The sequence below is a fragment of the Ectothiorhodospira variabilis genome (assembly GCF_022227625.1).
GTDB lineage: Bacteria > Pseudomonadota > Gammaproteobacteria > Ectothiorhodospirales > Ectothiorhodospiraceae > Ectothiorhodospira > Ectothiorhodospira haloalkaliphila.
Window position 1 is genome coordinate 67,306 of the sequence record NZ_JAJNAO010000006.1, and the last position, 25,806, is coordinate 93,111.

Consider the following 25,806-nt stretch of genomic DNA (forward strand, 5'->3'; position numbering starts at 1 on the left):
GACACCATCGGTGGGCGCGGGTTTCATGCACCGGCCACGCGGGCGGCGTTTGTCATGCAGCGGGCGCAGTATACTCAGTCCAGACCAGCAGATGCCATCCGGCCCGGCCCCCATTGCCACCGGCATCATAGTAGAATCCGCGCTCCCGCTGCCTGTTTCGACGTCATCCACGAGGTTTGTCCCGCCACCATGACCGCCCGTTCCACCGGTTTCCGGCTTGAGCGTCTGCCCTATCCCGGGGATGGGGCGCGGCTGTTTCAGGTGCTGGCGGATCGACCCTGGGCGGTCTTCCTGGACAGCGGCGGCACTGCCGGCCAGCGTGGTCGCTACGATATCCTGGCCGCCGACCCCTTCGTCACAGTGGTCACCCGGGGGGGCGTGACGCGCATCCAGGAACGCAGTGGCGTGCGCGAAAGCGGGGACGATCCGCTGCGCCTGGTGGCGACCTGCCTGGGGCCGCGATTGCCGCCCGTGAATGGCCTGCCCTTTTCAGGGGGCGCGCTGGGTTATTTTGGCTATGACCTGGCACGTCGGTTCGAACGCCTGCCTTCGTTGGCCCAGGACGGCGAGAACCTGCCGGAGATGGCGGTGGGCATTCATGACTGGGCGGTGGTGGTGGACCATCAGGAACAAGTGGCCTGGCTGGTGGGGCGCGGACTGGATCCCCATACGGCCCGGATCTGGCCGGAGTTGCTGCGCATGCTATCCAAGGCCGGCCGGGGGCGGATGCGATCGGGATTCAGGCTGCGTGGCGGTATACAGTCCAATATGTCACGGGAAGACTATCAGGCCCGCTTCGCCAGGGTGCAGGCCTTCATCCGTGACGGAGACTGTTATCAGGTGAACCTGGCGCAACGCTTCAGCGCCCTGGCTCAGGGGGATGCCTGGGGCAGCTACCAGCGCCTCAGGGGCATCAGCCCGGCGCCCTTCGGGGCCTTTCTCAAGTTGCCCGAGGCCAGCATCCTGAGCAACTCACCGGAGCGTTTTCTGGAGGTGCGTGCCGGCGAGGTGAGCACCCGCCCCATCAAGGGGACCCGTCCCCGGGGTGCCAACCGGAGCGCCGATCAGGCGCAACGGGCGCAACTGGTCTCCAGCACCAAGGATCGGGCCGAGAACGTGATGATCGTGGATCTGCTGCGCAACGACCTGGGCAAGACCTGCGCCATTGGCAGCGTGAATGTGCCGGAGCTTTTCAGCGTGGAGAGCTATGCCACGGTGCACCACCTGGTGAGCGCAGTGAGCGGGCGCCTGGCAGCGGGTCGTGATGCGCTGGACCTCTTGCGGGGATGTTTTCCCGGGGGGTCCATCACCGGCGCGCCCAAGCTGCGGGCCATGGAGATCATCGAGACCCTGGAACCGCATCGGCGCGGGGTGTACTGCGGGGCCATCGGCTATGTGGGCTTTGATGGCGACATGGATACCAGCATTGCCATCCGCACCCTGGTGAACAGTCATGGGCAGGTCCGATTCTGGGCCGGCGGGGGCATCACCTCAGGCTCAGATGGCGAGGATGAGTACCAGGAGACCCTGCACAAGGCCAGCGCCATGATGAGCCTGTTGCGCGGGCCGGCAGGGTGATCACGGCGCGGGGGATTAAGGGCGGGGGATTAAGGAATGCCCGCTGGCGGCCGATAAGAAGAATGACCGCTGGCCGATACCGGATGACCCAGGGCTTCAACAAGAGACGTCAACATGCTGAATAATATAACGATCCAGGCAAGGCTGATTCTGTTCGCGGTAGTTGGGCTGACGGTGGTGGGGCTGGTATTCCTGCTGGTGTCCTATCACAGCATGGCCAATACCTCCCGTCAGTTGGTGGATCACAGTCTGCTGGTGAAGGCGGAGGGGGACCTGCGGGCCGCCCGGGTGTATCTGACGCAGTATTACGGCAGCGTTGGGGTTTCCAACGGACGACTGGTGGATGCGGATGGTGAACCGCTGGAAGGGCGTCACGAGATGGCCGATGCCATCAGTCGCGATCTGGGGATCGTGTTCACCATCTTTGCTCGCGACGGCAACCAGTTTCCCCGGGTGATCACCAGCGTGACCCGGCCGGATGGCAGGCGCGCCGTGGGCACACCCTTGGGCCGTGACACGGCCGCCTACGCGTCGGTGATTCAGGGTGAGCGCTACACCGGGGTTTCCGAGATCGTGGGGGTACCCCATCTGACGTCTTACGAACCCCTGTTCAACGAACGCAATCAGGTCATCGGCATCATGGGGCTGGGTATCCCCAAGGAACAGGCCGATTCCATCGTCGCCCGCGGTGTCACCGAGCTGGTTGGCGGGATGCTCATGGCCTTGTTGGTGGTTGTGGTCGTTGGCATCGTGGGGGCGGTGTTCTTCGCCCGCATGATCGTCGGACCCATCCGCGAGGCGGCACATACCCTGCGTGACATCGGCGATGGCGGTGGGGATCTGACGCGGCGACTCGTCGTGAAGGGCAGAAACGAGGTGGCCGACCTGGCAGATGGGTTCAACCGGTTTGCCGACCGGGTGCATGAACTGGTGCGCCAGGTGGGTTCGGCCACGGCCCAGCTTTCCTCGGCGGCAGAACAGCTCTCCACCACGTCGGAGGAGACTCGCGAGCAGGTGAAGCGGCAGCACTCGGAGACGGATCAGGTGGCCACGGCCATGAACGAGATGACGGCGACGGTGCAGGAGGTGGCCCGCAATGCCTCTCATGCGGCCCAGTCAGCCCAGGACACCCAGCAGGAGACCTCCACGGGGAGTCAGGTGGTGAAGGAAACCATTGCCTCCATCGAGGAACTGGCCCATGAAGTGGAGAACGCCTCTGAGGTGATTACCCGCCTGTCCGCCGACAGTGACGAGATCGGCAAGGTGCTGGATGTGATCCGGGGCATTGCCGAGCAGACCAACCTGCTGGCCCTGAATGCCGCCATCGAGGCGGCTCGCGCCGGTGAGCAGGGGCGGGGTTTTGCCGTGGTGGCCGATGAAGTGCGCACACTCGCCAGTCGTACCCAGAGTTCCACCACCGAGATCCAGGACATGATCGAGCGGTTGCAAAGTGGTGCCAGCGGGGCGGTGCGCGTGATGGAACAGGGTCGTACCAAGGCCCAGGATAGTGTATCCAAGGCCGCCAAGGCCGGTCAGTCACTGGACTCCATCAACAACTCCATCGTCAGCATCAACGACATGAATGCGCAGATCGCCAGCGCCGCCGAGGAGCAGTCCGCCGTGGCCGAGGAGATCAACCGCAACATCAGCACCATCTCCCACTCGGTGGATCAGACTTCCAATGGCGCCCAGGAAATCGCTGCCGCCAGCGAACAACTGGCGCGACTGGCAGCGGATTTGCAGAATCGGGTGTCGGGTTATCAGGTGTAGGGTCGAGGGGGGCTACACACGGCTTCCTTCGTCCAGCAACTGCTCGGTTAACGCCTCCAACGCCTGAGCGCGTGGCTTCGACTCCACGCCATCAGCTCGCTCATTCAAACGCGACCAGCGGGGGTGGAGCCGCGCCTTGCGGACCGGGGCAGGCAACTTGCCCCGGCGCCAGGTGTTATCCGTAGGAGTATTGAGTTCCAGGGCCTTTTCGGCGCCATGGCCGCGACGCGACAGGGCCCGGGCCAGCTGCCGCTGGCGCAGGGCCAGCAGACGCAGTGTGGTGTCATTGACCCTCAGTTCCCGTTGTCCTCGCATGCGCTGACCCAGGCGCCGACCCAGGCCGACGCCATTGCCCATGAGTGCACCGGCGGTGGCACCCGCGGCGGTACCCGCACCCAGGGTGGTGCCCAGGGCCATCACGTCGATGGCCAGCCCGATGGCGCCGCCGACCGCTGCGCCCTCACTGGTACGCAACCCGTAGTGACGCAAGGCGTCGGTGGTGAACAGATCCATGCCCCACTGACCATCCTCCAGTGGTATCTGGGTGGCCAGATAATCGCTGGCGCGAAAGCGATACAGGCTGAGCAGGGCATCCACGCAATCCTGCTCCCGTCTGCGGACGAGACGCTGCAATTCTTCCATGCCGGCCTCTGTGGCCGCGGGTTCACGCGGCACAAGCAGCGTGCAGGCGGCGATGTCCAGCAGCATGTCGGCGACACTCTCTGCCGCGGATCTCTCCAGCCACTGGGCCTCCCGGGTGCGGGCCTCCATGAGGCGGCCCAGGGGTTCTCTGTAGGCGTCCAGCAGACTGCGCAGCTTTTCGTGCAGGCGCAGTTCCCCCTGCAGGTCATAGACCACCGAGTCGAAGGTGATCACGGCATGCAGGCCCAGGTTGGCCAGGGTCTCCCGCCACTGTGGCTCACGGTTGTCCTGGGAGGCGACGAAGTTCAGCACGGGGATCAGCGGTCTTGCACACATGCCCAGTACGGCCAGTTCATCCCGGTATTTGCCCAGCACCGGCTCGCGGGCATCAATGACGTACAGGCCCACATCGCTGCTGCGCAGCTGGCGCAGTACCTTGCTCTCCTGCTCAAAGCGTCCACTGGCTTCGGGGGCCTGCAGAAACCGCTCCAGCGCTTCGGCCCCGGCGTGGCGATCCTGTTGACCGGTCTCCAGCCAGTCCAGGATGCCGGAGGCATCCTCAAGGCCCGGGGTGTCAAACAGGGCCATGACCGGCCCGCCGTCTACCAGAATCTCCGTGCCCTCCACGTGCCGGGTGGTGGCCGGGGCGTCGCACACCTCGCCAAAATCCGTGTCGCGGGACAAGGTGCGCAGCAGGGAGGTCTTGCCTGTGTTGGTGTGGCCGACCACGGCCACCTGCAATAGCGGACTCATGACGCGTGATCCTTGGTAGGGTCGAAGGCATCCAGCAGGATTCGGGCATCCCGATGATCGGCCTGGCCCGGGTCATCGGGCAAGAGGCGATCCAGACTGGCCCGTTCCGACAGCGCTTGCCAGGCGCGATACCGGGCCGCCAGGTCGACCTCCCGCTCCCGGGCAATGCGCGCCTCGTCCAGCAGCAGCCAGACGGGTGCGGTGGTGCGGGAACGGAGATCTGCCAGGAAGCCTTCGGTGCTGCGATCCGGGGTGCGGGCCAGGGAGCAGACCACCACCACCACCGAGGGTGCGGGGTCCTGTGCCGCCAGCGCCGCCAGGATGTCGCGGCGGGTATGGCGATCGTCCACCTGGCCCAGGGGGATGCACCGGGGGTGACGCGTGTTCTGGATCCAGTGATCCCGGGCATGCTCCAGTTCAAAGCCCACCAGGGCCATGGGGGTGCTGGTGTCTCGTGTGTCTCGACGCTCCTGGGGGGCATGCCCTGGCGGGGGTGGGGCGGGTGGTGGATCAATCACGCCAAGGCGATGGTGGTCGGGCTGCAGGCGCGGGGCCAGGCGGGCATATCCGGGGGCGCTGAGATCCACGTGGGTGCGGGCTGCTGAACGGCGCGCCAGACCAAGACACAGCAGGCCGAGCGACACGCGGGGCAACAGCCCGTAAAAGAGCAGACTGCCCAGCAAGAAGCCCGACCAGGCAATGCGACCGTCGGCACCCTCACTGACGCCCAGGCGGCTGGCGCGGATGAGTTCCTCATCGGGTACCGGGATGCCCACCCAGGCGGGCAGGGCGCCCAGGGTATGAATCAGGGTGATGAAGTGGGCTTCGCTGAGCAGGGTGGTTCCCCAGGCGAAATCATACTGGCGCACGCTCAGGCTCCAGATGCACATGAGCAGGGCCCCGGCGCCAAAGGCGGCCCATAGCAGGTGGGTCACGGTACCTGCCGACCATCGGGCCAGTCCGCCCCGGCCCAGCAGATTGAGGAGGGCGCGCACCGCCAGTTCATGGGCCTGGGCGCGGGACAGCCAACGCGCCAGGCCACCACCGGCCCCCAGCACCCCATGTCCCAGGAGTCCACCGCCGGCTCGAGGCAACAACAGCATGACCAGCAGCCACAGCAGCAGCAGCAGGGTTTGTACGCCCAGCAGGCTGCCCAGGGCCCAGAAGATGTTGATGCGTGAGGCATCGTCCATCAGTGGCGCGCCCAGAGAAGCACCGGCAGCGCCCACGCCCAACAGGCCGGCCAGCAGCAATGCCAGTATGCCCATCCAGGTACCCAGGCGGCTCACCCCCTGCAGGGCATCCTCGACCCGTGCCCCCAGGCGGGTGGCTGCGGCCCGGGCCAGTACCCGGGCCTCCAGATCACCAGACGTCTCGCGGCCCACCTTCCAGGCCATGGCGTCATCAATGACACGGCCCTCGCGATCCTCGTGGATGCGCACCGCCTCGGCAACGAGGCGCTGTCGGAAAAGGGGCTTGCTGGGAACGTCTGGCTGGGTTCGGGCTGGCTTGTCCATGGCGTGGTCACTATAAGGCGCGTACTGGTCTGCGCCAACCGGGCCAGCCCGCGGGCCTCGGGCCGTTCAGGCGGCCTGGCAGACTGGCTGGTGGTCGGTCGAGACGGTAAAGTGAATGGCGCCAGAGGCGGGCATGGCGTGTATCCATGCCTTTAAAGCGCATGAAAAACGGCGGATTATAAAGTAAACCTTGTAAGGAATCTCATGCTTAGATGGCTCTTGATCATCCTCGGTAGTCTGTTCACCCTGGGACTTCTGGTTCTGCTGCTGGGCCCATTTCTGATCTCCAGCCAACCCCTGAAGGGGCTCGAATCGGCCCAGGCGGTCGCGACCGAAGAGAGCCGGTTCGTGACCATTCCCTTTGCGGGGACCGATGGATTGAAACTGCATTATCTGGAGGCCGATGGGGGCAGCGAGGCAGATGCGCCCACGTTCGTTCTGCTTCACGGTTTCACCTTCAATGCCTATACCTGGAATGAACTCCTGCCTGGCCTGGCCGAGCACGGGCGGGTGGTGGCCCATGACCAGGTGCCCTACGGGCTGAGTGCCAAGCCCACCCGTGATGAGTGGTCGGGGCCCAACCCCTTCACCAAGGAGGCGGCCTTGACGCACCTGCTGGCCTTCCTGGATGCCAGGGGAATCGATCAGGCCATCCTGGTGGGCAACTCCTCCGGGGCCACCCTGGCCATGGAGGCGGCCCTGGAGGCCCCGGAGCGGGTCAGCGGCCTGGTCCTGATCAACCCGTGGGTGTATGTGGATCGGCCCAGCTTCCCGGACGCGGTGACCCAATTGCCCCAGATCCGGCGTCTGAACCTGTTGCTGGCCCGGCAACTGGGCTCCCGTGGAACCCTGCTGGATCTGTCCTATCATGATCCGCAGGCCATCAGTGATGAGCGGCGCGCGCTCACCATGATTCACACCCGCGTGGAAAACTGGGATCTGGCCTGGGGTGAGCTTTTTGTGCGCGCCATGGCCAGTCCGGTGGATGTGAGTGCTCATCTGGGGGAGCTGACGCAGCCAAGCCTGGTGATCATCGGGGAGGAGGATCGGGTTGTACCCCCCGAGGATTCCAGGCGCGCAGCGCAGGCACTGCCCCACGCCACGGTGGCGACTATTCCCGGGTGCGGTCATGTGCCCCAGGAGGAATGTCCTGATGCTGTTCTGGAAGCGGTTGTGGAGTGGTTTTAGGTCCCCGCTGCTTGATGATCTCCAGCCTTGGCGACCCCTCCCTGTCGGCGTGCAGGCGCAGCCTGAGTGCGGCAGGGGAGGGCTCCCGGATATGTTGCGTGGGACGATAGATGAAACCGGTGGCGCGACCCTGCTCCGCTGCCAGTTGCAGTCGGCGCAACTGCCGGGAGGTCAATCGTTGAGGCCAGACCAGTGCCGCACCCACGGGGCCGGCACGCAGGATCTGCTCCATGGCCCAGAGGATCTCCGTGTCATCCCGGGGCGTGATCCACAGCAGGTGTCGAAGGTGGATGCCTGCCTGCCGAAGGGCCGGTGCATAGGGAACATAGGGCGGAGCCACCAGGGCCACGGCGCGCCCGCCCTGGGTGAGGGCGGCCAGGGCCGGTAGCAGCAGGGAAACCTCTCCGATGCCGTGTTGGTCCAGCAGCAGTTCCACTAGGGCCCCCTGTGGCCAGCCGCCGCCCAGGCGTTGATCCAGGGCTGCATCACCACTGGACAGGGTCTGCCTGTGATGGCCATCCTGGCCGCCGCCACGCCAGATGTCCGGGCGCTGCAGCAGGCTCTCCAGGGTTGGAGTGGCGTCGCTGGGGGCCTGCGGGTCAGGCATCCTGATTACGGATGATGCCGACGCTGACGCCCTCCACGTTCAGTGCCTCCTGGCGCAAATCCACGACAATGGGTTCAAAGTCCGGGTTTTCCGGCAACAGCCGGACCGTGTGCCCCTCCTGCTGGAAACGCTTCACGGTGACCTCGTCCTCCAGGCGGAACACGGCGATCTGGCCGTTACGCACCTCGGGGGTGCGATGGACGGCCAGCAGATCTCCGTCCATGATGCCTGCACCGATCATGCTGAGCCCCTGCACCCGCAGCAGGTAATCCGGCCGGGGATTGAACAGGCGTGGGTCCAGCCGGTAGTGATCTTCAATATGCTCCTCGGCCAGGACGGGTGCCCCGGCGGCCACCCGGCCCACCAGGGGCAGCCCCAGGGGTTCGCGCAGACGAATCCCGCGGGAAGTGCCCGCCAGGATATCGATGGCGCCCTTGCGGGCCAGGGTGCGCAGATGGCACTCCGCCGCGTTGGGGGACTTGAAACCAAAGGCACGCATGATGTCCTCCCGGGTGGGCGGCATGCCGCTGGTCTGCATGTAGTCGCGGATGAATGCCAGGATTTCCGCCTGCCTGGGGGTGAGCTTTTCCATACCGGTCCTCGCTTCTATATCTATAGACAGTATTTCAAGGCGGCGCGTTTGGCAAGGGGCAACACCCGGCAAAAGGTCGGGTTGCTGGCGTCGCCGGCCCGCCACTTAGTAACATGATCGGTCAACTCAAAGGACGTTGCATGGATACAGTTGCTTTAACCGACGATTTCACCACTGCGCAGACTGCGGATGGACCGCACATTGCGCGGGCCTGCCGGCTGCTCAAGCGCTACGACGGCCAGACGGTGGTGGATCACATTGATCTGGAGGTACGCCCGGGGGAATGTTTCGGGTTGCTCGGGCCCAACGGGGCAGGCAAGACCACCACCCTGCGCATGATGCTGGGGCTGACCCCTCCTGACGGCGGCACCTTGCATGTGCTGGGCGAGCCCATTCCCGCCAGGGCGCGTGAGGCTCGAGTACGGCTGGGTATCGTGCCTCAGTTCGATAATCTCGATCCGGATTTCACCGTACGGGAGAACCTGACGACCTATGCCGGATACTTCGGCCTCAAGGGCGATGCGCGTCGCCGTCGCGTGGACGAACTCATTGCCTTTGCCAACCTGGGGCAACGGGAAAACATGGGCATTGATTCCCTCTCCGGAGGGATGAAGCGCCGCCTCACTCTGGCGCGGGCGCTGATCAATCGCCCGGAACTGGTGGTGCTGGATGAGCCCACCACCGGGCTGGATCCCCAGGCGCGCCATCATATCTGGCAGTGCCTGCGAGGCCTCAAGCAGCAGGGTACAACGCTGATCCTCACCACCCATTACATGGAGGAGGCGGAACGTCTTTGTGATCGGCTGGCCATCATGGACCGGGGGCGGATCGTTGCCCAGGACAGCCCCAATGCCCTGATCGCCGAGCACATTGATCCCTATGTGCTGGAGATCAATGGCAACGCGGCCATGCGCTGGCTGGACGGTCAGACGGACGACCTGCCAGCGCGGGCCCACCGGGTGGGGGATATGGCCCTGCTGTACTGCCGTGAGGCGGCCCCCGTGCTGGAGCGCCTGGAGCGGGCCGGGCTGCGCTACCTGCATCGTCCGGCCAATCTGGAAGATGTCTTCATGAAACTCACCGGACACGAGTTGAGGGACTGAACCATGATGACCTCCCTGATGCCGCAGCTGAGTCTGCGGTTCATTCCCGTGTGGCGCCGCAATCTTCTGGTGTGGCGCAAGATCATGGTGCCGTCCGTGCTGGGCAACTTCGGTGAGCCAGTGCTGTATCTGCTGGCCTTCGGCTATGGATTCGGCCAATTGGTGGGAGACCTGGGAGACCTGCCCTACATGGTCTTCCTGGCCTCGGGCATCATCTGTTCCAGCGCCATGTACACGGCCAGTTTCGAGGGCATGTATTCCGCGTACACGCGCATGTCCGAACAAAAGACCTGGGACGGGCTGCTGGGTGCGCCATTGAACCTGGATGACATTGTCCTGGGGGAGATCATGTGGGCAGCCACCAAGGCCCTGATGAGCGCCACGGCCATCCTGGTGGTGGCGGCTCTGCTGGGGCTGGTCAGCGACCTGCGGGCACTGCTGGCGCTGCCGGTGATCCTGCTGGCGGGGTTTGCCTTTGCGGCCTGCGCCATGATCGTCACGGCCCTATCACGCAGTTATGATTTCTTCCTGTACTACTTCACCCTGGCGATCACGCCCATGTTGCTGCTATCGGGGGTGTTTTTTCCGCTGGATCAGTTGCCGGACGTGATCGTGATCCTGGCCCATCTGCTGCCGCTGGTGCATGTGGTGGAGGTGGTTCGGCCGCTGATGATCGGCGAATGGCCGGTGAATGTGCTGCTGCATCTGAGTGTGGTGGCCGCTTACGGTTTGGTGGCGTTGAGCCTGTCCACGTGGCTGCTGCGGCGTCGTTTGATGTGCTGAGCCCCTGCGCGGGTTGAACCTGGCCGGGCGGAATGGGATCTCATTCAATGAATTGCTGGAGTCGATGATGACGTTGAAGGTGGGTTGTATCGGTTTGGGCATCATGGGTGGCCCCATGGCCCTGAATCTGCTCAAGGCCGGCCATGAAGTTCATGTATGGGCGCGACGTCCCGAGGCCACGGAGGCCTTCAAGGACGCGGGTGCTCAGGTGGACACGAGTCCGGCCAAGCTGGCCCGCCAGGTGGACGTGGTGCTGACCAACGTCTCCGATACCCGCGATGTGGAGCAGGTGCTCGTGGGCAATAACGGCGTGATCGAAGGTGCCCAGCCGGGCCTGGTGGTGGTGGATCACAGCACCATCTCCCCCACGGCCACCCGCAAGCTGGCCACGGCCCTGGCCGATCGGGACGTGGACATGCTGGATGCACCGGTCTCGGGAGGTCAGCAGGGAGCGAAGGAGGGCAGCCTGACCATCATGGTGGGCGGCAAGGTCGACGTGCTGGAACGGGTGCGTCCGGTGCTCGAGGTGGTGGGCAAGTGCATCACCCATGTGGGCGACCACGGGGCCGGTCAGATCACCAAGGCCTGCAATCAGTTGATTGTGGCCCAGACCATGACCGCCGTCTCCGAGGCCATCCGCCTGGCCGAGGCCGCGGGCGTGGACCCGAAGGCCATGCGCGAGGCCCTGCTGGGTGGATTGGGTTACTCCAGGGTACTGGAGGTGCATGGCCAGCGCATGATCAATCGCTCCTATCCGCCTGGTTTCAAGACCCGGCTGCACGCCAAGGATATGGGGATCGTGCTGCAGACCGCCGCCGACCTGGGTTTGCCGCTGCCGGGTACGGCCCAGGCGGCCCAGTGGATCAACGCAGCCGTGGGGCAGGGATATGGTGAAGATGATTCCGCGGTGATTGCCGAGGTATTGCGCCGCTTGACGCCACCACCCAAAGAGGCAGGAGATCACTGATGACGACCCCGACCCAGGAGTCTTCCATCGATCCGGATGAGGTGGCCCGCTACACTGCTCTGGCCGATCTGTGGTGGGACGATCAGGGGCCTTTCTGGGCCCTGCACACCCTGAATCGGGTACGCACCCGCTACATCCTGGAGCGGCTTTGCCAGTATCTGGGACGCGACCCGAATGCCGAGCGCCCACTGGACGGTCTCACCATGCTGGATATCGGCTGCGGAGGCGGGATTCTCAGTGAGTCCATGGCGAGGCTGGGTGCCCATGTGCACGGTGTGGACGTGACCGGCCGCAATATCGTCGTGGCGCGGATGCACGGGGAACACTCCGGTTTGCCGGTCACCTATGAAGAGGTCTCCGTGGAGACGCTGGCGGACCGAGACACCCAATACGACGTGGTGCTCAACATGGAGGTGGTCGAGCATGTGGCGGATCTGCCTGGCTTCATGCAGGCCTGCAACCGCCTGCTGCGCCCCGGGGGCTATGGTTTCATTGCCACCATTAACCGCACGGCGGCTTCCTTTGTCGCCGCCATCGTCGGTGCGGAGTACATCCTGCGCTGGTTACCCCGGGGGACTCATCAGTGGAAGCGCTTCCCCACGCCGGGTGAACTCGAGGCCCTGCTCACGCCGGATGGCCTGGAGGTGATCGAACGCACGGGGGTGCGGGTCAATCCGTTCAACCGTCGCATGAGTCTGGCCGGGTACATGGGTGTGAACTACATGCTCATGACGCACAAGCCCGGCCCCCGCCTATCTTGAGGGCAAATCCCATGAATACCGCCGAAAACAGTTCCGTCTCTTCCAGTCCGTCGCAAGACGATGGCTTCGATGGCAGACCCATGGTCTTCTACGATGGTGGCTGCCCCCTGTGCCGCCGCGAGATCGGCCACTATCGGCGCCTGGACAAGGCTGGACGGGTCAACTGGCTTGATCTGCACAGTCATCCCGAGCAGCTCGATCGCCTGGGGGTGACCTGGGAGCAAGCCATGAAGCGGATGCATGCCTGCGATGCCGAGGGTCGGCTGACCACCGGTGCCTATGCCTTTGTTACCGTCTGGAGCGCCCTGCCAGGTTATCGCTGGCTGGCCAGGGTGGTATCGGCGATCCCGGGCGTGTTGCCGGTGATGGACTTTGGTTACGGCATCTTCGCCCGCTACCGCCGTCGGCAACCCGCGACATGTGAGTTGCCCAAGGACTCCTGATTTCCATGAACAAGTTACCGGAAACCGTTTTCAAGGCCCTGTCCGATTCCACACGCCTGCGATGCCTCACCCTGCTCTGTCAGGAGGGTGAGCTTTGTGTGTGCGAGCTCACCCACGCCATTCAGATGCCCCAGCCCAAGGTATCCCGCCACCTGGCCCTGCTGCGCGAGAGCGGCATCGTCGCCGATCATCGACGTGGCCAGTGGATCTTTTACCGGATCAATCCCGACCTCCCTGTCTGGGTGCGCGACATCCTTGAACGCACCGCCCGGGAGATTGCCCCCACCGAGCCCTTCGTTCGCGACCATGAACGCCTGACCACCATGGCCGAGAGGCCCGGGGCCACGTGTGTGGTGTGAGGGGCAGTGAGTGTCGTTGGCAAACCATCGGGCCGTCTGATGCCCGAGTGCCGGCACATCAGTCCTTGCGCTTGGGGCAATCCTTACAGCGCTTGCCCTCTTTGTATTTCTTGCAACATTTGTCCTTCTTCTTTTTTGACATCAGGGAGCTTTTCGCGCGGCCGGATTGTGGTGGATGTCGGTCATCCTGACCATGAAGCCAGCAGGTGAAGAACCGGTCAGGCCACCGACTCTCCCTGTCCCATACTCTTTGCGGCGGCGGCCAGCTCGTTGTCGATCATCAGCAGCCCTTCGCTGCGGTCACCGAACAGGCGCAGTCGACCAAGGATGTCGCTGACGGTGGCTTCCTCTTCGATCTGCTCGGTGACGAACCAGTGCATGAAGATGTTGGTGGCATGGTCCTTTTCGCTGAGCGCCTGGTCGACAATGTCGTGGATGGCCGCGGTGACCTGCTGTTCGTGCTCCAGGGTGCGCTCGAACATGGCCAGCAGCGAGCCCGTCTGGGAAGGTGGTGCGGTGATCGCGCCGTGGGTGACTTCGGCGCCCTGGTCGAGCAGGTAGCGCACCATCTTCAATCCGTGTGCAGACTCCTCGTGGTATTTCGCCATGAACCACTCGGCGGCGCCGCGCAGGTTGGCGTTGTCGGCCTCGGTGGAGAGGGCGAGGTACAGGTACGCCGAGTAGAATTCGCGGTTGATCTGGTTGCTGATCTTTTCGGCCATGGCAGTGGAAATCATGATGAAGACCTCGGGGTTGTGAAGTGAAAAAGCCTTGAACCCGTCTTTTGAGGCAAAGAGCATGCCGAGACTGGTGGATGGAGACCTGAAAGACGCTCTCCATGGGGCCAGGGTCCGAGGTGTCATCATACCGTGTTTCGTCCACCCCGGAGCCCGACGCGCGCTATCGGGCCTATGATTTCAGACCATGGCCCTTTGGATTTCAACCCGGTTCGCGTAAAGGGATCAAATGTCCCGTTGCTTCCAGATATCCTGATTGGCCTTGCGGCGGTCCTTGCCAGAGCGTCGTGGGTCCTTTTCCGGCTCGAAGCGGAACATTTCCCGACGGTCGTGCTGGCTCTTGCGGCGCTCGCCCTTGCGGCGCTCCGGGCCGGTGTAGGGCCTTGACGGGGCTTCGGTCTGTGGGTCGTCTTCGCTCATGCCGGAGTCCTTCGCAACGAATGTGTGATCAAGTGGAGGGCTAACCTGAGCCGGATGGGGGGTCGTTGGAGATCTCCTTGCGCAGCTCCCGGATTTCCTGGCGCAGTGCCTTGAGGTCTTCGTGCAACTGGGTGTTCTCGGCGTGGACCACTTCCTCGATGGTGTCATGCTCGAACTGCTGCTGATCCTCCTGCATCGACTGCATGGTGTTGACGATGATGGCGATGAAAAGGTTAAGGATGGTGAAGGTGGCAATCAGGATGAAGGGCACGAAGAACACCCAGGCCCAGTTGTATTGTTCCATCACCGGTCGGGCGATGCCCATGGACCAGCTCTCCAGGGTCATGACCTGGAAGAGGGTGTACATGGATTGTCCCAGGCTGCCGAACCACTCCGGAAAGCTCTTGCCGAACAGGCCGGTGGCAATCACCGCGAACACATAGAACAGCAGCACCAGCAGGCCCAGGATGGACAGGATCCCCGGGATGGCCTTGAGCAGGGCCTCCACGATGAAGCGCAGCTTGGGCATCATGGACACCAGGCGCAACAGTCGCAGCACCCGCAGCACGGCCATGGGGCCGGAGGCCGGGACGAGGGCGATGCCCACCACCAGGAAGTCGAACACGTTCCAGGGGCGTCGGAAAAAGCCCCAGCCCTGGGCAAAGAGCTTGAGCAGGATTTCCACCACAAAGATGCCCAGAATGACCTTGTCTGCCACCAGCAGCCACGGCCCCACCGTGTGCTCCATGACGGTCGGCGAGGTCTCCAGACCCAGCACCGCTGCATTGATGAGGATCAGCGCGATGATCCAGCGCTGAATGCGGTCGGATTCGATAAAGGCGCCCACACGGGCGCGTGGACCGGCCACGGCGTGCATTTGAGGATTCCTTGGGTCTTTCAAGCCATTAAAACCCTTCTGCCCGATGGGGAGAAGGGGGTCGGGACCCGTTCAGTCGGGCCTTTGTCGTTCAATCGATGGACATGCCCTTGAGGCTGTCTCTGAGGACCTGCGCCGATGCCTGCATGCCCTTGAGTTCCGCATCGTTGATCAATGGCGCCACACGGGACTCAATGCCATCCCGACCGACGATGCAGGGGACGCTCAGGCAGACATCCTCAAGGCCATAGTCTCCCTGAGGGTCCACGCTCACCGCCAGAACACTCTTCTGATCTTCCAGGATCACGCGCACCAGATAGGCGATCACCAGGCCAATGGCGGTGTTGGTGTAGCCCTTGCGCGAGATGATATCAAAGGCGGCAGTCTTTACCTGCTGAAATAATCTCTCCATGGCCTGGGCGTCGAACTGCCGCCCGTTGACCGTCTGCTCGAACAGGTTAAGCCCGCCCACCTTGGCGCTGCTCCAGATGGGAACCTCGGAATCACCGTGCTCGCCCATGATGTAGGCGTGCACCGAACGGGGGTTCACGCCATAGTATTCACCCAGTGCGGCGCGGAACCTGGAGGTGTCCAGCATGGTGCCGGTACCGATCACGCGTTGGGCCGGTCGTTGTGTGAGGCGCTGCATCGCGTAGGTGAGGATGTCCACCGGATTGGTGGCAATCACCAGCACGGCGTCGGGCGCGTGGCGGTCAAGATGACCGGCGATCTCGCGGAACACGGCGGCGTTGCGGTTGAGCAGTTCCAGGCGCGACTCGCCGGGTTTCTGGTTGACGCCGGCAGTGATGACGATCACGCTACAGTCGGCCAGGTCGGCATAGTCGCCGGCCCGGACCATGACCCGTCCCACCAGGGACTGGCCGTGCATCAGGTCCATGGCCTCGCCTTCGGCCCGCTGATGATCCCGGTCCACCAGGATCAGATTGCCGGCGATCTGTCGTTGAAAAATGGAATAGGCGGCGGCAACCCCTACGTTGCCGGTGCCGATGATGCCTACACTATTCTTGGCCATGGCAGAACTCTCCTGGGCTGGGTGCCCCCCTCAAGAGGGGCAATGTATCTGCTGTGGTATGGCAACGCTTGTCATGATGACTGATTCTGGTAGAACATCACAAAACTTCCGCAGGTTTCACGGCATAATCACGGACTGGTCAGGGCCTGTTTCTCTTCAGGCCTTTCAAGAGGATACGCGGTATATGACAGCTTCTCCGGATAATCCAGGCGACGATCACGAGGAACGCTCCCCCACGCAGCGGATCAGTGCGGAGAGCATGCGTGCACTCTATGACCTCAATGCCCGTATGGTGTTCGGTTTGCACGGGGAGGAACACTGGTTTACCGCAGGTGCCCGGGTGTTCGTGCTGGGCCGCAGCCATGACTGCGACCTGATGGTGTCGGTGCCCGTGGCCTCAAGGCATCATGCCCGGGTGATCTATCGCAAGGGCAAGTTCGTGCTCATCGATCAGAGCACGAACGGAACCTATGTGCGTTTGCAGGGCAATGACGAAATCTGCCTGCTCAACGGGGAGGAATTGCCGTTGGTGGGGGAGGGGTTGATCAGCCTGGGACGCCCGGTAGCCGAAGACGATACGCATCTGGTGAGCTTTTCCGTGCCCCACTGATCGTGCCCCGGGCCCGGCGCACGACCGGGCCTACACGACCGCAAGGCCTGCCCGCTCCATCATGCTGCACAGCCGGATGAGCGGGAGTCCCACCAGTGCCGTGGGGTCGTCTCCCTCCATTGCCTCGAACAGTGCGATTCCCAACCCTTCCGACTTGATGCTGCCAGCACACTGGTAGGGCTGTTCCTTGCGCAGGTAGTTCTCGATCTGCTCGGCGCTCAGTGAGCGAAACCGCACCCTGAAGGTTGCCAGGTCCACCTGCGCCTCACCGGTGACGGCATTCAGCAGGCACAGCCCGGTGTGGAAGACCACCGTGCGGCCCGAGGCCGCCCCCAGCTGTTCCACGGCCCGTTGATGACTGCCGGGCTTGCCCAGTATCCGACCATCCAGCTCGGCGCACTGGTCGGAGCCGATGATGAGGCTGTCGGGTTTTTGCTCGGCACCCGCCCGGGCCTTGGCCTCGGCCAGGCGGGCCACCATGGCACCCGGGGCCTCTCCTGCCTTCGGGGTCTCATCCACCTGGGGTGAGCAGGTATCGAAGGGCAGGGCCAGGCGCTGCAGCAATTCGCGGCGGAACGGCGAGGTCGAGGCCAGGACGAGTCCGGGGTTCATCAGCTGCCCTCGATCTCCACCAGGGCGTCGTCCGGGTTGACGCTGTCACCCTTGGCCACATGAATGGCCTTGACCACACCGCCCACGGGGGCCTGGACTTCGGTTTCCATCTTCATGGCTTCCAGGATCAGCACCCCGTCACCGGCCTTGACCTCGTCGCCTTCCTTCACCAGCACATCAATGATGGTGCCAGGCATGGAGGTGCTCACGTGGCCGGGCTTGGTGGCACGGGGACGACCGCTGCCCCGCGGGCCATCGCGTCGGGCACCACCGTCACCATCCAGCGCCAGTTCGTCCAGGGTCTCAACGACAATCTCTTCCGGCATGCCGTCCACGGTCACATAGAAGGGACGCTCGTGATCCCGCTTGTGGCCGGTGCCGGTGACCTTGATGTGGTAGGTCTCGCCGTGGAGGGTGGCCTTGAACTCCACCGGGGCGTTCTTTTCCTCGGCCTTGGCGCCCACAGGCTCCAGCGGCTCGGGCACCAGCTTGCCGTCGCGGCGATGTTCCAGATACTCGCGACCCAGGTCCGGGAACATGGCGTAGATCATTACGTCCTCTTCCGACCGGGCCAGGTCGCCCACCTGCTTGCGCAGTGCGTCCATCTCGTCCTGCAGCAGATCGGCAGGGCGGCACTCGATCACCTCCGCATCCCCGATGGCCTTGCGGCGCACCACGGCGTTCACCTGACCCGGGGTGCGGCCATACCGACCCTGCAGATAGCTCTTCACCTCGTTGGTGATGGTCTGATAACGCTCTTCGGTGAGCACGTTCATCACCGCCTGGGTGCCCACGATCTGGGAGGTGGGCGTGACCAGGGGCGGATAGCCCAGGTCTTCTCGCACCCGGGGGATTTCGGTCATCACCTGGTTGACCTTGTCCAGGGCTCCCTGGGCCTTGAGCTGGCTGACCAGGTTGGAGATCATCCCGCCCGGCACCTGGGTGGTCTGCACGCGGGTGTCCACGCCGGTGAACTCGCTCTCGAACTGGTGGTATTTCTTGCGGATCTCCCGGAAGTAAAAGCCGATCTCCTGGAGTGCGGCCAGATCCAGGCCGGTGGTGTACTGGCTGTCATGCAGGGCCGCCACCATGCTCTCCGTGGGGGCGTGGCTGGTGCCGCCGGCAAAGGCCGACATGGCGGTGTTGATGTTGGCCGCACCGTGCTCCACCGCCTTGAGGTGGCACATCTCGGAGAGACCTGCAGTGGCATGGGTGTGCAGGTGGATGGGAACGGCAACCGCGTCGGTGAGGGCCGAGACCAGCTCGCCCGTGGCATAGGGTGTGAGCAGGCCGGCCATGTCCTTGATGGCAATGCTGTCGCAGCCCATGTCCACCATCTCGCGGGCCATGGTCACGAACTGCTCCGGGGTGTGCACCGGGCTTGTGGTGTAGCTGATGGCGCCCTGGGCGTGCTTGCCTTCCTTCTTGACGGCCTCGATGGCCACGCGCACGTTGCGGGTGTCGTTCATGGCGTCGAAGATGCGGAAGACATCCATGCCGTTATCGGCGCTCTTGGCCACGAAGCCGCGCACCACGTCGTCGGCATAATGGCGGTAGCCCAGCAGGTTCTGGCCGCGCAGCAGCATCTGCAGGCGGGTGTTGGGCAGGGCTTCGCGCAACTGGCGCAGGCGCTCCCATGGGTCTTCCTTCAAAAAGCGCAGGCAGGCGTCGAAGGTGGCGCCGCCCCAGACTTCCAGGGACCAGAAGCCCACCGCGTCCATCTTCTCGCAGATGGGGAGCATGTCCTCCGTGCGCATGCGCGTGGCGATCAGGCTCTGGTGGCCGTCTCGCAGGGTCAGGTCGGTGATCGTTACCTTGGACATCAGTGCATTACCTTCTGGTCAGAGACCCTTGTGAGCGGAAATCGCAGCGGCGATCACGGCCGCCAGTTCCCGGGTGGGGCGACGAACGGAATATTGGGTGAGTTCCGGGTGGGCATCCACGTAACCCGTGTCGAAGCTGCCCTTGCGGAAGGCCTCGCTGTCCAGGATCTCCAGATGATACGGGATGGTGGTCTTCACGCCGTATACGCCCATGTCGTTCAGGGCGCGGCGGGCCCGAGGGATCAGGGATTCCCAGTCCAGCGCCCAGACAATGAGCTTGGCGCACATGGAGTCGTAATGGGGCGGGATGTGGTAACCGGTGTAGATGGCACCGTCGGTGCGTACCCCCGGTCCACCGGGGGCAAAATAGCGGGTGATGCGACCAAAGCTGGGCAGGAAATCGTTCTTCGGGTCTTCGGCGTTGACACGAAACTCTATTGCGAAGCCTCGGCAGCTGATCTGATCCTGGCTGTAGCGCAGCGGCTCACCAGCGGCGATACGGATCTGCTCCTGCACGATGTCGACTCCGGTGATCATTTCGGTAACCGGGTGCTCCACCTGCAGGCGGGTGTTCATCTCCATGAAGTAGAAGCTGTCGTCGGCATCCATGAGGAATTCCACGGTGCCGGCGTTCTCGTAACCTACCGCCCGGGCGGCGCGCACGGCCAGTTCGCCCACGTATTCACGCTGCTCGGGGCTGAGCTGGGGCGAGGGGGCGATCTCCACCAGCTTTTGATGGCGCCGCTGGATGGAGCAGTCCCGCTCATAGAGGTGGATCACGTTGCCGTGGCGGTCGGCCAGGATCTGTGCCTCGATGTGGCGCGGGTTGACGATGGCCTTTTCCATGAAGATCTCGGTGCTGCCAAAGGCCTTGGTGGCTTCGGATCGCACGCGGTCATAATTGCGGCGCAGGCTGGCCTCGTCATCACAGCGACGGATGCCGCGGCCACCGCCCCCGTTGGTGGCCTTGAGCATGACCGGGTAGCCGATGTCGCGGGCCAGGCTGACAGCCTCCTCGACATCGGAGAGGTTACCCTCGCTGCCCGGGATGACGGGCACGCCCGCCTCGATCATGGCCTCGCGCGCCGCCACCTTGTCGCCCATGCGGCTGATGACCTTGCTGTCCGGCCCCACGAACTGGATGCCGCGGTCGGCGCAAACCTGCGCAAATTCGGGGTTTTCGGAGAGAAATCCGTAGCCCGGGTGGATGGCATCGCAGCCGGCCGTGCGGGCCATGTTCACCATGCGGTGCACGTTCAGGTAGCCGGACAGGGAGTCGGGGCCGATGGAGTAGGATTCATCGGCCTTTTTGACATGCAGCCCGTGGCGGTCCGCATCGGTGTACACGGCCACGGAAGTGATGCCCATCTCCGCGCAGGCGCGGATGATACGAACGGCGATCTCACCGCGGTTGGCGATCAGAAGCTTCTTTATCACGAACAGGTCCCGCGCCTGCGCTGAGGCGATTGATTCATGGGTTGGTGCCTGGCCTGGTCGGGGCAGGATTCGCTGCCCGGGGCCTGGCCCGTGCACCTTGAAAAAGCCGACTCTCGACCCAAGCATGGGGAAGAGGAGCGGGCCGCGTGCAGCCCGCAGATTGTCATCAAACCGTCAGTATCCGTGAACGAAGCACGGTTTTTCAAGCCGTGATCGCGAATTCGTTTTGACAGTTCCGCGATAAGCCCTCTAGAATTGCGCGCTTATGTCCGAGACCACCCTTCCCGAGCGGGTCGACCCGTTTCGCCTCGCCGGTAACACGCGCCCTCTGGAGGGCCTGCTGGAAGCATCGAGCCTGCCGCGTCTGGTTGCAGCGGGTATCGCACTGGCCGCGCCAGCACGAGTGTCGCTGCGATTCGGGCGGGAGCATGGTGGGCAGGTGAAGGTGTTCGGCAGCGCCCAGGCTGAGCTGGCCTTGCAATGCCAGCGCTGCCTGGGGTCCATGACCTGGCCAGTGGATACCACCTTCGAGGGCGTGGTGCTCGATGAAGGACGCTCCATCGAGGAGCTGCCGGTCGAGCTTGAGCCGGTCATGCTGGAAGACGGGCGGATTTCGGTCTGGGCGCTGGTGGAGGACGAACTGCTCCTGGCGTTGCCGACGGTCCCCATGCATGCGGATGACCGCTGCCCGGATCAGCCATTGAAAGAATTTTCGCAGGCGGAGGTGGAGACACTCCGCAAGCAGGAAGACAACCCGTTCGCTGCCCTGGGTGCCCTGAAGGGGCGCCTGGACGACGACGGTTGATTGACACGGCCGCCGGCGGGGAAACCCCGGCGGCACAGAACGCTTTATAATTGGAGAGACATCATGGCTGTTGCACAAGGTCGTACCACCCGTTCCCGTCGCGGCATGCGTCGTTCCCACGACGCCCTCACCGGTCCCACCCTGTCCGTTGAGCCCACCACCGGTGAGCTGCATCGTCGTCATCACATCAGTGCCGACGGTTTTTACCGTGGTCGTCAGGTGATCAAGGCCAAGGATCTGGAAGAAGACGACGAGTAAAATCGGGTCCCGGGTTGCCGGTGATGTTGATGCATGACCCTTGGGACACTGGTGTCACGCCGGTCAGGGGTATGAGTCGACGGACTGCCGGGCAACCGACGAGGCCATTGCCGGTGGGCCGTTTGGTCCTCCGCTATCGACCTCGTGGGGTCAAGTATCCCGCGAGGCTTTCCTGTGCAGATCAAAAAAGAGTTTGTCCATGAGCGGTCTCTTTACCATCGCACTGGATGCCATGGGGGGTGATCACGGCCCCCATGTGGTTGTTCCGGCGGCACTCAAGGCACTGGCCGAGTTTTCCGATATCCACCTCATCCTGGTGGGCGACAAGGCACGGCTGGAGAAGGAACTGGCCGCCGTTGGCAAGGCGCCCTCGGATCGGCTGCGCATCCATCACGCGGCCCAGGTGGTGGGCATGGACGAGCCCCCGACACAGGCTTTGCGTAACAAGAAAGACTCCTCCATGCGGGTGGCCATCAACCTGGTCAAGCACCAGCAGGCGGATGCCTGCGTCAGTGCCGGCAACACCGGCGCCCTGATGGCCACGGCCCGCTACGTGCTCAAGACCCTCCCGGGGATCGATCGCCCCGCCATCATCACCGCCATCCCCGCCATCAAGGGCCACACCCACATGCTGGATCTGGGTGCCAACGTGGACTGCTCGGCCAGTCATCTGTACCAGTTCGCCGTGATGGGCTCCGAGCTGGCCAGCGCCGTGGACAATGTCAGCAATCCACGGGTGGGCCTGCTGAATATTGGTGAGGAGGACATCAAAGGGAATGACCAGGTGAAGGAAGCGGCCCATATGCTGGAGCAGAGCCACCTGAACTACATCGGTTTCGTTGAAGGCAACGACATCTACTGCGGTGACGTGGATGTGGTGGTCTGCGACGGCTTTGTGGGCAACGTGGCGCTCAAGACCAGCGAGGGCGTGGCAAGGATGGTCTCGCATTACATGCGGGCCGAATTCAAGCGCAGCTTGCTGAGTCGCCTGGCCGCCCTGGTGGCCATGCCGGTATTGCGCAAGTTCCGTGGTCGCATTGACCCCCGAGCCTATAATGGGGCCAGCCTGCTGGGGCTGCAGGGCGTGGTGATCAAGAGCCATGGTGGGGCCGATGCAGTGGCCTTCGAGAACGCCATCCGCATTGCCCGCATCGAGGCTCGCAAGCGGGTACCGCAGCGCATCGACAAGCGGCTGGGAGAGCTGCTGAATGAGGAGTCGGCATCGTGATCTATTCCCGTATAACAGGGACCGGGAGCTATCTTCCGGAGAAGGTTCTGACCAACCGGGATCTGGAAAAGATCGTGGAGACCTCGGATGAGTGGATCCGCGAGCGCACCGGCATTGCTCAGCGCCATGTGGTGGCGGACGACGAGAGCACCTGCGATCTGGCGGAGCAGGCGGCCCGTCGAGCCATGGAAATGGCTGGGCGCCGCCCCGAGGACATTGATCTGATCATTGTGGGTACCACCACCCCGGACCAGGTCTTTCCCAGCACGGCCTGCCTGTTGCAGCAGCGTCTGGGCGTGCACAACGGCTCCCCGGCCTTCGATGTGCAGGCCGTGTGCACGGGCTTTGTCTATGCCCTGGGCGTGGCCGACCAGTTCATTCGGGCGGGCAGTGCCCGTTGCGCCCTGGTGGTGGGAGCAGAGACCATCTCCCGTATCCTGGACTGGAACGACCGGGGCACTTGCGTGCTCTTTGGAGACGGTGCCGGCGCCGTGGTTCTGGAGGCATCGGACAAGCCCGGTGTACTCTCCACGCACCTGCACGCGGATGGCCGTTACGAGAATCTGCTGAGCGTGCCCCGGGGAGTGGGGCGTGGCTACAAGGACATGATTGCCGGCGAAGCCTATCTGCAGATGAAGGGCAACGAGGTCTTCAAGTGGGCGGTCAACACCCTGGGGCGGATCGTCGAGGAAACCCTGGAAAAGCATGGCCTGGAGCAATCCCAGGTGGACTGGCTCATCCCTCATCAGGCCAATATCCGCATCATTCAGGCCACGGCGCGCAAGCTGAAACTGCCCATGGAGAAGGTGGTGGTGACCGTGGAGAATCACGGCAATACCTCGGCGGCCTCGGTACCCATGGCCCTGGATGAGGCGGTGCGCGATGGGCGTATCCAGCCCGGTCAGCTGGTGCTCATGGAAGCCTTTGGTGGCGGTTTCACCTGGGGTTCGGCGTTGGTGTACTTTTAGGCTCGCTCCTGCCCGTGGGCCTGGCGTTTGCGTGGGCGTGAACCGAATGTCCGTCGATCATGCTAAGGTATGGGTCGTCGCAATCTTTCGGTGGTGCCATGGGACAGGAAATCGAAAAAAAATTCCTCGTGGTTTCTGATGCCTGGAAGCAGCATGTCACAAAGAGCGTGAAGCTCAGGCAGGGTTATCTGTGTGGTAACAAGAGCGCTTCGGTGCGGGTGCGCGTGTCCGATGAGCAAGCGGACCTGAACATCAAGAGCGCCACGCTGGGTGTGCAGCGTCAGGAGTTCGAGTATTCCATCCCGGCGGCCGATGCTCATGACCTGCTGGAATCCCTGTGCCATCATCCCTTGATCGAGAAGATCCGTCATTTCGTGCCGGTGGGGAATCACCTGTGGGAAGTGGACGTGTTCGAGGGAGACAATGCCGGTCTTGTGGTGGCTGAGGTGGAGCTGGAGCATGCCGAGCAGGAGCCGGCCATACCCCCCTGGGCCGGCGAAGAGGTCTCCCATGACCCGCGCTATTACAACACGAGTCTTGTGCAACACCCTTACAAGGATTGGTAGTCGCAATGTCCCGAGATCACGACGGAGCCGGTAGCGGGTTGAGTCCGCGCATGGTGGACGTGCTGCTGGTGGATGATCACGAACTGGTGCGCATCGGTATTCGTGGGTTGCTGGAATCCCGCTCTGCGCAGACCGGTATCCATGTGGTGGGCGAGGCCGGTTCCGGTGAGGAGGCCCTGGAGCAATTGCCACGTCTGCGCCCGGATGTGTTGTTGCTGGACCTGAACATGCCCGGCATGGGGGGGCTTGAGACCACCCGGCAGGTACTGGCCCGTTACCCGGGGACCAAGGTGATCGTGCTCACCGTTCAGGACGAGGGGCCGTTCCCCCGCTGGCTGATGGATAGCGGGGCTTCGGGTTATCTCACCAAGGGGTGTCAGGTGGACGAGTTGATCGAGGCCATCGGCTTGGCCGTGCGCGGTGACCGGCATGTGAGCCCGAAAATCGCCCATCAACTGTCGGGGGGCGATAGCGCCGGGACGAAGGATGCCCTGGCCCGTCTTTCTCCCAGAGAGCGCCAGATATTGGTGCTTCTGGTGAAGGGATGCAAGCAACAGCAGATTGCCAATGAGTTGGGCGTGCATGTGAAGACCGTCAGTACCTACAAGGCCCGCCTGCGGGACAAGCTGGAGTGCTCCAGCGATATCGAGCTGCTGCGCATGGCCATGGATCATGGCATCACCGCTCCGGATCCTTCCGAAGACGCCTGAGGTCTGTGCGCTGTCGTGTCCCGAACCGTATTTGACCTCCACTGTACCCGGTGCCCCCGACTGGTGGGGTTTCTGTCCCAGGTGCGCGAGGCGCATCCTGGTTATCATGCCGCCCCCGTACCTCCCTTCGGTGACCCCGATGCCCGCTTGCTGATTGTCGGGCTGGCGCCGGGCATGCACGGTGCCAATGCCTCGGGCCGGCCCTTCACCGGCGACCATGCGGGCATCCTGCTATACCGCACCCTGTACGACATGGGCTTTGGCAGCCATCCTGAATCCCGTTCCCGTGACGATGGGCTGACCCTGAAGGATTGCCGCATCACCAATGCGGTGAAGTGTCTGCCGCCCCAGAACAAACCCCAGGGGACAGAGGTTCGCGCCTGCAATGATTATCTGGCCGCGGAACTGGAAACCCTGCCCAATTCCGCCGTGGTGCTGGCCCTGGGTGCCATCGCCCATCAGGCCGTCCTGAGGGCACGGAACCTGAAACTCAAGGATCATCCCTTCGGTCATCATCGCCTCCATGATCTGCCCGGCGGTCTCACCCTGGTGGACTCGTACCACTGCAGTCGCTACAACACCCAGACCCGCCGCTTGACGCCGGAGATGTTTCAGGCTGTCTTCGCGGATCTGCGCCAGCGCCTGGACTCCCGTTGATC

Annotated in this window: 28 protein-coding genes; 17 read left to right on the plus strand and 11 right to left on the minus strand. The window is 63.6% G+C overall.

All coding sequences use genetic code 11. The features are described 5' to 3' along the window. The first annotated feature begins 189 nt into the window (after nt 1-189). Both pabB and LPW30_RS08265 read left to right on the plus strand, forming a co-directional pair. Complete coding sequence (gene pabB / locus LPW30_RS08260; protein WP_239680598.1) at nt 190-1,578, plus strand: aminodeoxychorismate synthase component I; 1,389 nt, start codon at nt 190-192, stop codon at nt 1,576-1,578. A gap of 114 nt (nt 1,579-1,692) precedes the next feature. Continuing rightward, entirely contained in the window at nt 1,693-3,348 is a 1,656-nt protein-coding gene (locus LPW30_RS08265) for a methyl-accepting chemotaxis protein (RefSeq protein ID WP_239680599.1), read from the plus strand. Between the two features lie 12 nt (nt 3,349-3,360). Here the strand turns inward: LPW30_RS08265 and LPW30_RS08270 are convergent, their stop codons facing one another. Both LPW30_RS08270 and LPW30_RS08275 read right to left on the minus strand, forming a co-directional pair. Then, on the minus strand, nt 3,361-4,743 hold the full coding sequence (locus tag LPW30_RS08270) for a GTPase/DUF3482 domain-containing protein (protein WP_025281834.1): 1,383 nt from the start codon (nt 4,741-4,743) through the stop codon (nt 3,361-3,363). Next, nucleotides 4,740-6,260: a DUF2868 domain-containing protein gene (locus LPW30_RS08275; RefSeq protein WP_239680600.1), complete on the minus strand. Its 1,521-nt coding sequence runs from the start codon at nt 6,258-6,260 to the stop codon at nt 4,740-4,742. Before LPW30_RS08275 ends, LPW30_RS08270 begins: the two co-directional genes overlap by 4 nt. Before the next feature lie 204 nt (nt 6,261-6,464). Between LPW30_RS08275 and LPW30_RS08280 the strand changes: the two genes are divergently transcribed. After that, the gene (locus LPW30_RS08280; RefSeq protein WP_026623603.1) at nt 6,465-7,448 is read left to right on the plus strand and encodes an alpha/beta fold hydrolase; all 984 of its coding nucleotides are present in this window, start codon (nt 6,465-6,467) and stop codon (nt 7,446-7,448) included. Here LPW30_RS08280 and imuA read toward each other — a convergent pair. Together imuA and lexA are read right to left on the minus strand one after the other, a co-directional pair. Beyond that, entirely contained in the window at nt 7,372-8,055 is a 684-nt protein-coding gene (gene imuA, locus LPW30_RS08285; protein ID WP_239680601.1) for a translesion DNA synthesis-associated protein ImuA, read from the minus strand. The genes LPW30_RS08280 and imuA overlap by 77 nt on opposite strands. Continuing rightward, a complete protein-coding gene (lexA, locus tag LPW30_RS08290) occupies nt 8,048-8,647 on the minus strand; it encodes a transcriptional repressor LexA (protein WP_025281830.1) in 600 nt (199 codons plus the stop codon). The genes imuA and lexA overlap by 8 nt, the downstream gene beginning before the upstream one ends. 140 nt (nt 8,648-8,787) lie before the next feature. Here lexA and LPW30_RS08295 point away from each other — a divergent pair, with 140 nt between their 5' ends. The 6 genes from LPW30_RS08295 (at nt 8,788) to LPW30_RS08320 (ending at nt 13,063) form a co-directional block, all read left to right on the plus strand. Beyond that, complete coding sequence (locus tag LPW30_RS08295; RefSeq protein WP_239680602.1) at nt 8,788-9,750, plus strand: ATP-binding cassette domain-containing protein; 963 nt, start codon at nt 8,788-8,790, stop codon at nt 9,748-9,750. Nucleotides 9,751-9,753: 3 nt separating this feature from the next. Next, nucleotides 9,754-10,533 carry an ABC transporter permease gene (locus tag LPW30_RS08300; protein WP_238624878.1) on the plus strand — a complete coding sequence of 260 codons (780 nt, stop codon included), beginning with the start codon at nt 9,754-9,756 and terminating at the stop codon, nt 10,531-10,533. A gap of 67 nt (nt 10,534-10,600) precedes the next feature. Beyond that, on the plus strand, nt 10,601-11,500 hold the full coding sequence (locus tag LPW30_RS08305; RefSeq protein ID WP_026623601.1) for an NAD(P)-dependent oxidoreductase: 900 nt from the start codon (nt 10,601-10,603) through the stop codon (nt 11,498-11,500). Then, a complete protein-coding gene (ubiG, locus tag LPW30_RS08310) occupies nt 11,500-12,261 on the plus strand; it encodes a bifunctional 2-polyprenyl-6-hydroxyphenol methylase/3-demethylubiquinol 3-O-methyltransferase UbiG (RefSeq protein ID WP_025281826.1) in 762 nt (253 codons plus the stop codon). The genes LPW30_RS08305 and ubiG overlap by 1 nt, the downstream gene beginning before the upstream one ends. An 80-nt stretch (nt 12,262-12,341) precedes the next feature. Further along, on the plus strand, nt 12,342-12,704 hold the full coding sequence (locus tag LPW30_RS08315) for a thiol-disulfide oxidoreductase DCC family protein (RefSeq protein ID WP_026623600.1): 363 nt from the start codon (nt 12,342-12,344) through the stop codon (nt 12,702-12,704). A 5-nt stretch (nt 12,705-12,709) separates the two neighbouring features. Continuing rightward, complete coding sequence (locus tag LPW30_RS08320; protein ID WP_025281824.1) at nt 12,710-13,063, plus strand: ArsR/SmtB family transcription factor; 354 nt, start codon at nt 12,710-12,712, stop codon at nt 13,061-13,063. Nucleotides 13,064-13,281: 218 nt separating this feature from the next. Here LPW30_RS08320 and LPW30_RS08325 read toward each other — a convergent pair whose 3' ends face one another. The 4 genes from LPW30_RS08325 to LPW30_RS08340 all read right to left on the minus strand — a co-directional run bounded on the left by LPW30_RS08325 (nt 13,282) and on the right by LPW30_RS08340 (nt 16,130). Continuing rightward, nucleotides 13,282-13,863 carry a ferritin gene (locus tag LPW30_RS08325; RefSeq protein ID WP_238624879.1) on the minus strand — a complete coding sequence of 194 codons (582 nt, stop codon included), beginning with the start codon at nt 13,861-13,863 and terminating at the stop codon, nt 13,282-13,284. 162 nt (nt 13,864-14,025) lie between these two features. Next, entirely contained in the window at nt 14,026-14,220 is a 195-nt protein-coding gene (locus LPW30_RS08330) for a hypothetical protein (protein WP_025281822.1), read from the minus strand. A 40-nt stretch (nt 14,221-14,260) separates the two neighbouring features. Beyond that, nucleotides 14,261-15,097 (minus strand): ion transporter, encoded by an 837-nt coding sequence (locus LPW30_RS08335; protein WP_239680603.1) that lies wholly within the window; start codon nt 15,095-15,097, stop codon nt 14,261-14,263. Between the two features lie 91 nt (nt 15,098-15,188). After that, complete coding sequence (locus LPW30_RS08340; protein WP_025281820.1) at nt 15,189-16,130, minus strand: L-lactate dehydrogenase; 942 nt, start codon at nt 16,128-16,130, stop codon at nt 15,189-15,191. 184 nt (nt 16,131-16,314) lie between these two features. Here LPW30_RS08340 and LPW30_RS08345 point away from each other — a divergent pair, with 184 nt between their 5' ends. Continuing rightward, on the plus strand, nt 16,315-16,740 hold the full coding sequence (locus tag LPW30_RS08345) for an FHA domain-containing protein (RefSeq protein ID WP_025281819.1): 426 nt from the start codon (nt 16,315-16,317) through the stop codon (nt 16,738-16,740). 30 nt (nt 16,741-16,770) lie between these two features. Here LPW30_RS08345 and LPW30_RS08350 read toward each other — a convergent pair whose 3' ends face one another. Genes LPW30_RS08350 through LPW30_RS08360 form a run of 3 tightly spaced genes read right to left on the minus strand, consistent with a single transcriptional unit; the run spans nt 16,771 to nt 20,612 of the window. Next, nucleotides 16,771-17,352 carry a Maf family protein gene (locus LPW30_RS08350; protein ID WP_239680604.1) on the minus strand — a complete coding sequence of 194 codons (582 nt, stop codon included), beginning with the start codon at nt 17,350-17,352 and terminating at the stop codon, nt 16,771-16,773. After that, nucleotides 17,352-19,175, minus strand: coding sequence for a sodium-extruding oxaloacetate decarboxylase subunit alpha (oadA, locus tag LPW30_RS08355; RefSeq protein ID WP_025281817.1), 1,824 nt, complete (start codon nt 19,173-19,175; stop codon nt 17,352-17,354). The genes LPW30_RS08350 and oadA overlap by 1 nt, the downstream gene beginning before the upstream one ends. Before the next feature lie 18 nt (nt 19,176-19,193). Next, complete coding sequence (locus tag LPW30_RS08360) at nt 19,194-20,612, minus strand: acetyl-CoA carboxylase biotin carboxylase subunit (protein ID WP_239680605.1); 1,419 nt, start codon at nt 20,610-20,612, stop codon at nt 19,194-19,196. A gap of 265 nt (nt 20,613-20,877) precedes the next feature. Between LPW30_RS08360 and LPW30_RS08365 the strand changes: the two genes are divergently transcribed. The 7 genes from LPW30_RS08365 to LPW30_RS08395 all read left to right on the plus strand — a co-directional run bounded on the left by LPW30_RS08365 (nt 20,878) and on the right by LPW30_RS08395 (nt 25,804). Then, nucleotides 20,878-21,417, plus strand: a complete 540-nt coding sequence (locus tag LPW30_RS08365; RefSeq protein ID WP_025281815.1) for a YceD family protein — start codon at nt 20,878-20,880, stop codon at nt 21,415-21,417. Between the two features lie 63 nt (nt 21,418-21,480). Continuing rightward, complete coding sequence (gene rpmF / locus LPW30_RS08370) at nt 21,481-21,675, plus strand: 50S ribosomal protein L32 (protein ID WP_025281814.1); 195 nt, start codon at nt 21,481-21,483, stop codon at nt 21,673-21,675. 199 nt (nt 21,676-21,874) lie between these two features. Then, nucleotides 21,875-22,903 carry a phosphate acyltransferase PlsX gene (gene plsX, locus LPW30_RS08375; RefSeq protein ID WP_239680606.1) on the plus strand — a complete coding sequence of 343 codons (1,029 nt, stop codon included), beginning with the start codon at nt 21,875-21,877 and terminating at the stop codon, nt 22,901-22,903. Continuing rightward, complete coding sequence (locus LPW30_RS08380) at nt 22,900-23,871, plus strand: beta-ketoacyl-ACP synthase III (RefSeq protein ID WP_025281812.1); 972 nt, start codon at nt 22,900-22,902, stop codon at nt 23,869-23,871. Before plsX ends, LPW30_RS08380 begins: the two co-directional genes overlap by 4 nt. Before the next feature lie 98 nt (nt 23,872-23,969). Next, nucleotides 23,970-24,437, plus strand: coding sequence for a CYTH domain-containing protein (locus LPW30_RS08385; protein ID WP_239680607.1), 468 nt, complete (start codon nt 23,970-23,972; stop codon nt 24,435-24,437). Between the two features lie 5 nt (nt 24,438-24,442). After that, the gene (locus LPW30_RS08390; RefSeq protein WP_238624888.1) at nt 24,443-25,147 is read left to right on the plus strand and encodes a response regulator; all 705 of its coding nucleotides are present in this window, start codon (nt 24,443-24,445) and stop codon (nt 25,145-25,147) included. A gap of 15 nt (nt 25,148-25,162) precedes the next feature. Then, entirely contained in the window at nt 25,163-25,804 is a 642-nt protein-coding gene (locus tag LPW30_RS08395; RefSeq protein WP_238624889.1) for a uracil-DNA glycosylase, read from the plus strand. Nucleotides 25,805-25,806: the final 2 nt, after the last annotated feature.

Bases quoted from the DNA above. Each gene is read 5' to 3' on its own strand.
- pabB (WP_239680598.1), top strand. From the start codon at position 190: ATGACCGCCCGTTCCACCGGTTTCCGGCTTGAGCGTCTGCCCTATCCC.
- LPW30_RS08265 (WP_239680599.1), top strand. From the start codon at position 1,693: ATGCTGAATAATATAACGATCCAGGCAAGGCTGATTCTGTTCGCGGTA.
- LPW30_RS08270 (WP_025281834.1), bottom strand. From the start codon at position 4,743: ATGAGTCCGCTATTGCAGGTGGCCGTGGTCGGCCACACCAACACAGGC.
- LPW30_RS08275 (WP_239680600.1), bottom strand. From the start codon at position 6,260: ATGGACAAGCCAGCCCGAACCCAGCCAGACGTTCCCAGCAAGCCCCTT.
- LPW30_RS08280 (WP_026623603.1), top strand. From the start codon at position 6,465: ATGCTTAGATGGCTCTTGATCATCCTCGGTAGTCTGTTCACCCTGGGA.
- imuA (WP_239680601.1), bottom strand. From the start codon at position 8,055: ATGCCTGACCCGCAGGCCCCCAGCGACGCCACTCCAACCCTGGAGAGC.
- lexA (WP_025281830.1), bottom strand. From the start codon at position 8,647: ATGGAAAAGCTCACCCCCAGGCAGGCGGAAATCCTGGCATTCATCCGC.
- LPW30_RS08295 (WP_239680602.1), top strand. From the start codon at position 8,788: ATGGATACAGTTGCTTTAACCGACGATTTCACCACTGCGCAGACTGCG.
- LPW30_RS08300 (WP_238624878.1), top strand. From the start codon at position 9,754: ATGATGACCTCCCTGATGCCGCAGCTGAGTCTGCGGTTCATTCCCGTG.
- LPW30_RS08305 (WP_026623601.1), top strand. From the start codon at position 10,601: ATGACGTTGAAGGTGGGTTGTATCGGTTTGGGCATCATGGGTGGCCCC.
- ubiG (WP_025281826.1), top strand. From the start codon at position 11,500: ATGACGACCCCGACCCAGGAGTCTTCCATCGATCCGGATGAGGTGGCC.
- LPW30_RS08315 (WP_026623600.1), top strand. From the start codon at position 12,342: ATGGTCTTCTACGATGGTGGCTGCCCCCTGTGCCGCCGCGAGATCGGC.
- LPW30_RS08320 (WP_025281824.1), top strand. From the start codon at position 12,710: ATGAACAAGTTACCGGAAACCGTTTTCAAGGCCCTGTCCGATTCCACA.
- LPW30_RS08325 (WP_238624879.1), bottom strand. From the start codon at position 13,863: ATGCTCTTTGCCTCAAAAGACGGGTTCAAGGCTTTTTCACTTCACAAC.
- LPW30_RS08330 (WP_025281822.1), bottom strand. From the start codon at position 14,220: ATGAGCGAAGACGACCCACAGACCGAAGCCCCGTCAAGGCCCTACACC.
- LPW30_RS08335 (WP_239680603.1), bottom strand. From the start codon at position 15,097: ATGCACGCCGTGGCCGGTCCACGCGCCCGTGTGGGCGCCTTTATCGAA.
- LPW30_RS08340 (WP_025281820.1), bottom strand. From the start codon at position 16,130: ATGGCCAAGAATAGTGTAGGCATCATCGGCACCGGCAACGTAGGGGTT.
- LPW30_RS08345 (WP_025281819.1), top strand. From the start codon at position 16,315: ATGACAGCTTCTCCGGATAATCCAGGCGACGATCACGAGGAACGCTCC.
- LPW30_RS08350 (WP_239680604.1), bottom strand. From the start codon at position 17,352: ATGAACCCCGGACTCGTCCTGGCCTCGACCTCGCCGTTCCGCCGCGAA.
- oadA (WP_025281817.1), bottom strand. From the start codon at position 19,175: ATGTCCAAGGTAACGATCACCGACCTGACCCTGCGAGACGGCCACCAG.
- LPW30_RS08365 (WP_025281815.1), top strand. From the start codon at position 20,878: ATGTCCGAGACCACCCTTCCCGAGCGGGTCGACCCGTTTCGCCTCGCC.
- rpmF (WP_025281814.1), top strand. From the start codon at position 21,481: ATGGCTGTTGCACAAGGTCGTACCACCCGTTCCCGTCGCGGCATGCGT.
- plsX (WP_239680606.1), top strand. From the start codon at position 21,875: ATGAGCGGTCTCTTTACCATCGCACTGGATGCCATGGGGGGTGATCAC.
- LPW30_RS08385 (WP_239680607.1), top strand. From the start codon at position 23,970: ATGGGACAGGAAATCGAAAAAAAATTCCTCGTGGTTTCTGATGCCTGG.
- LPW30_RS08390 (WP_238624888.1), top strand. From the start codon at position 24,443: ATGTCCCGAGATCACGACGGAGCCGGTAGCGGGTTGAGTCCGCGCATG.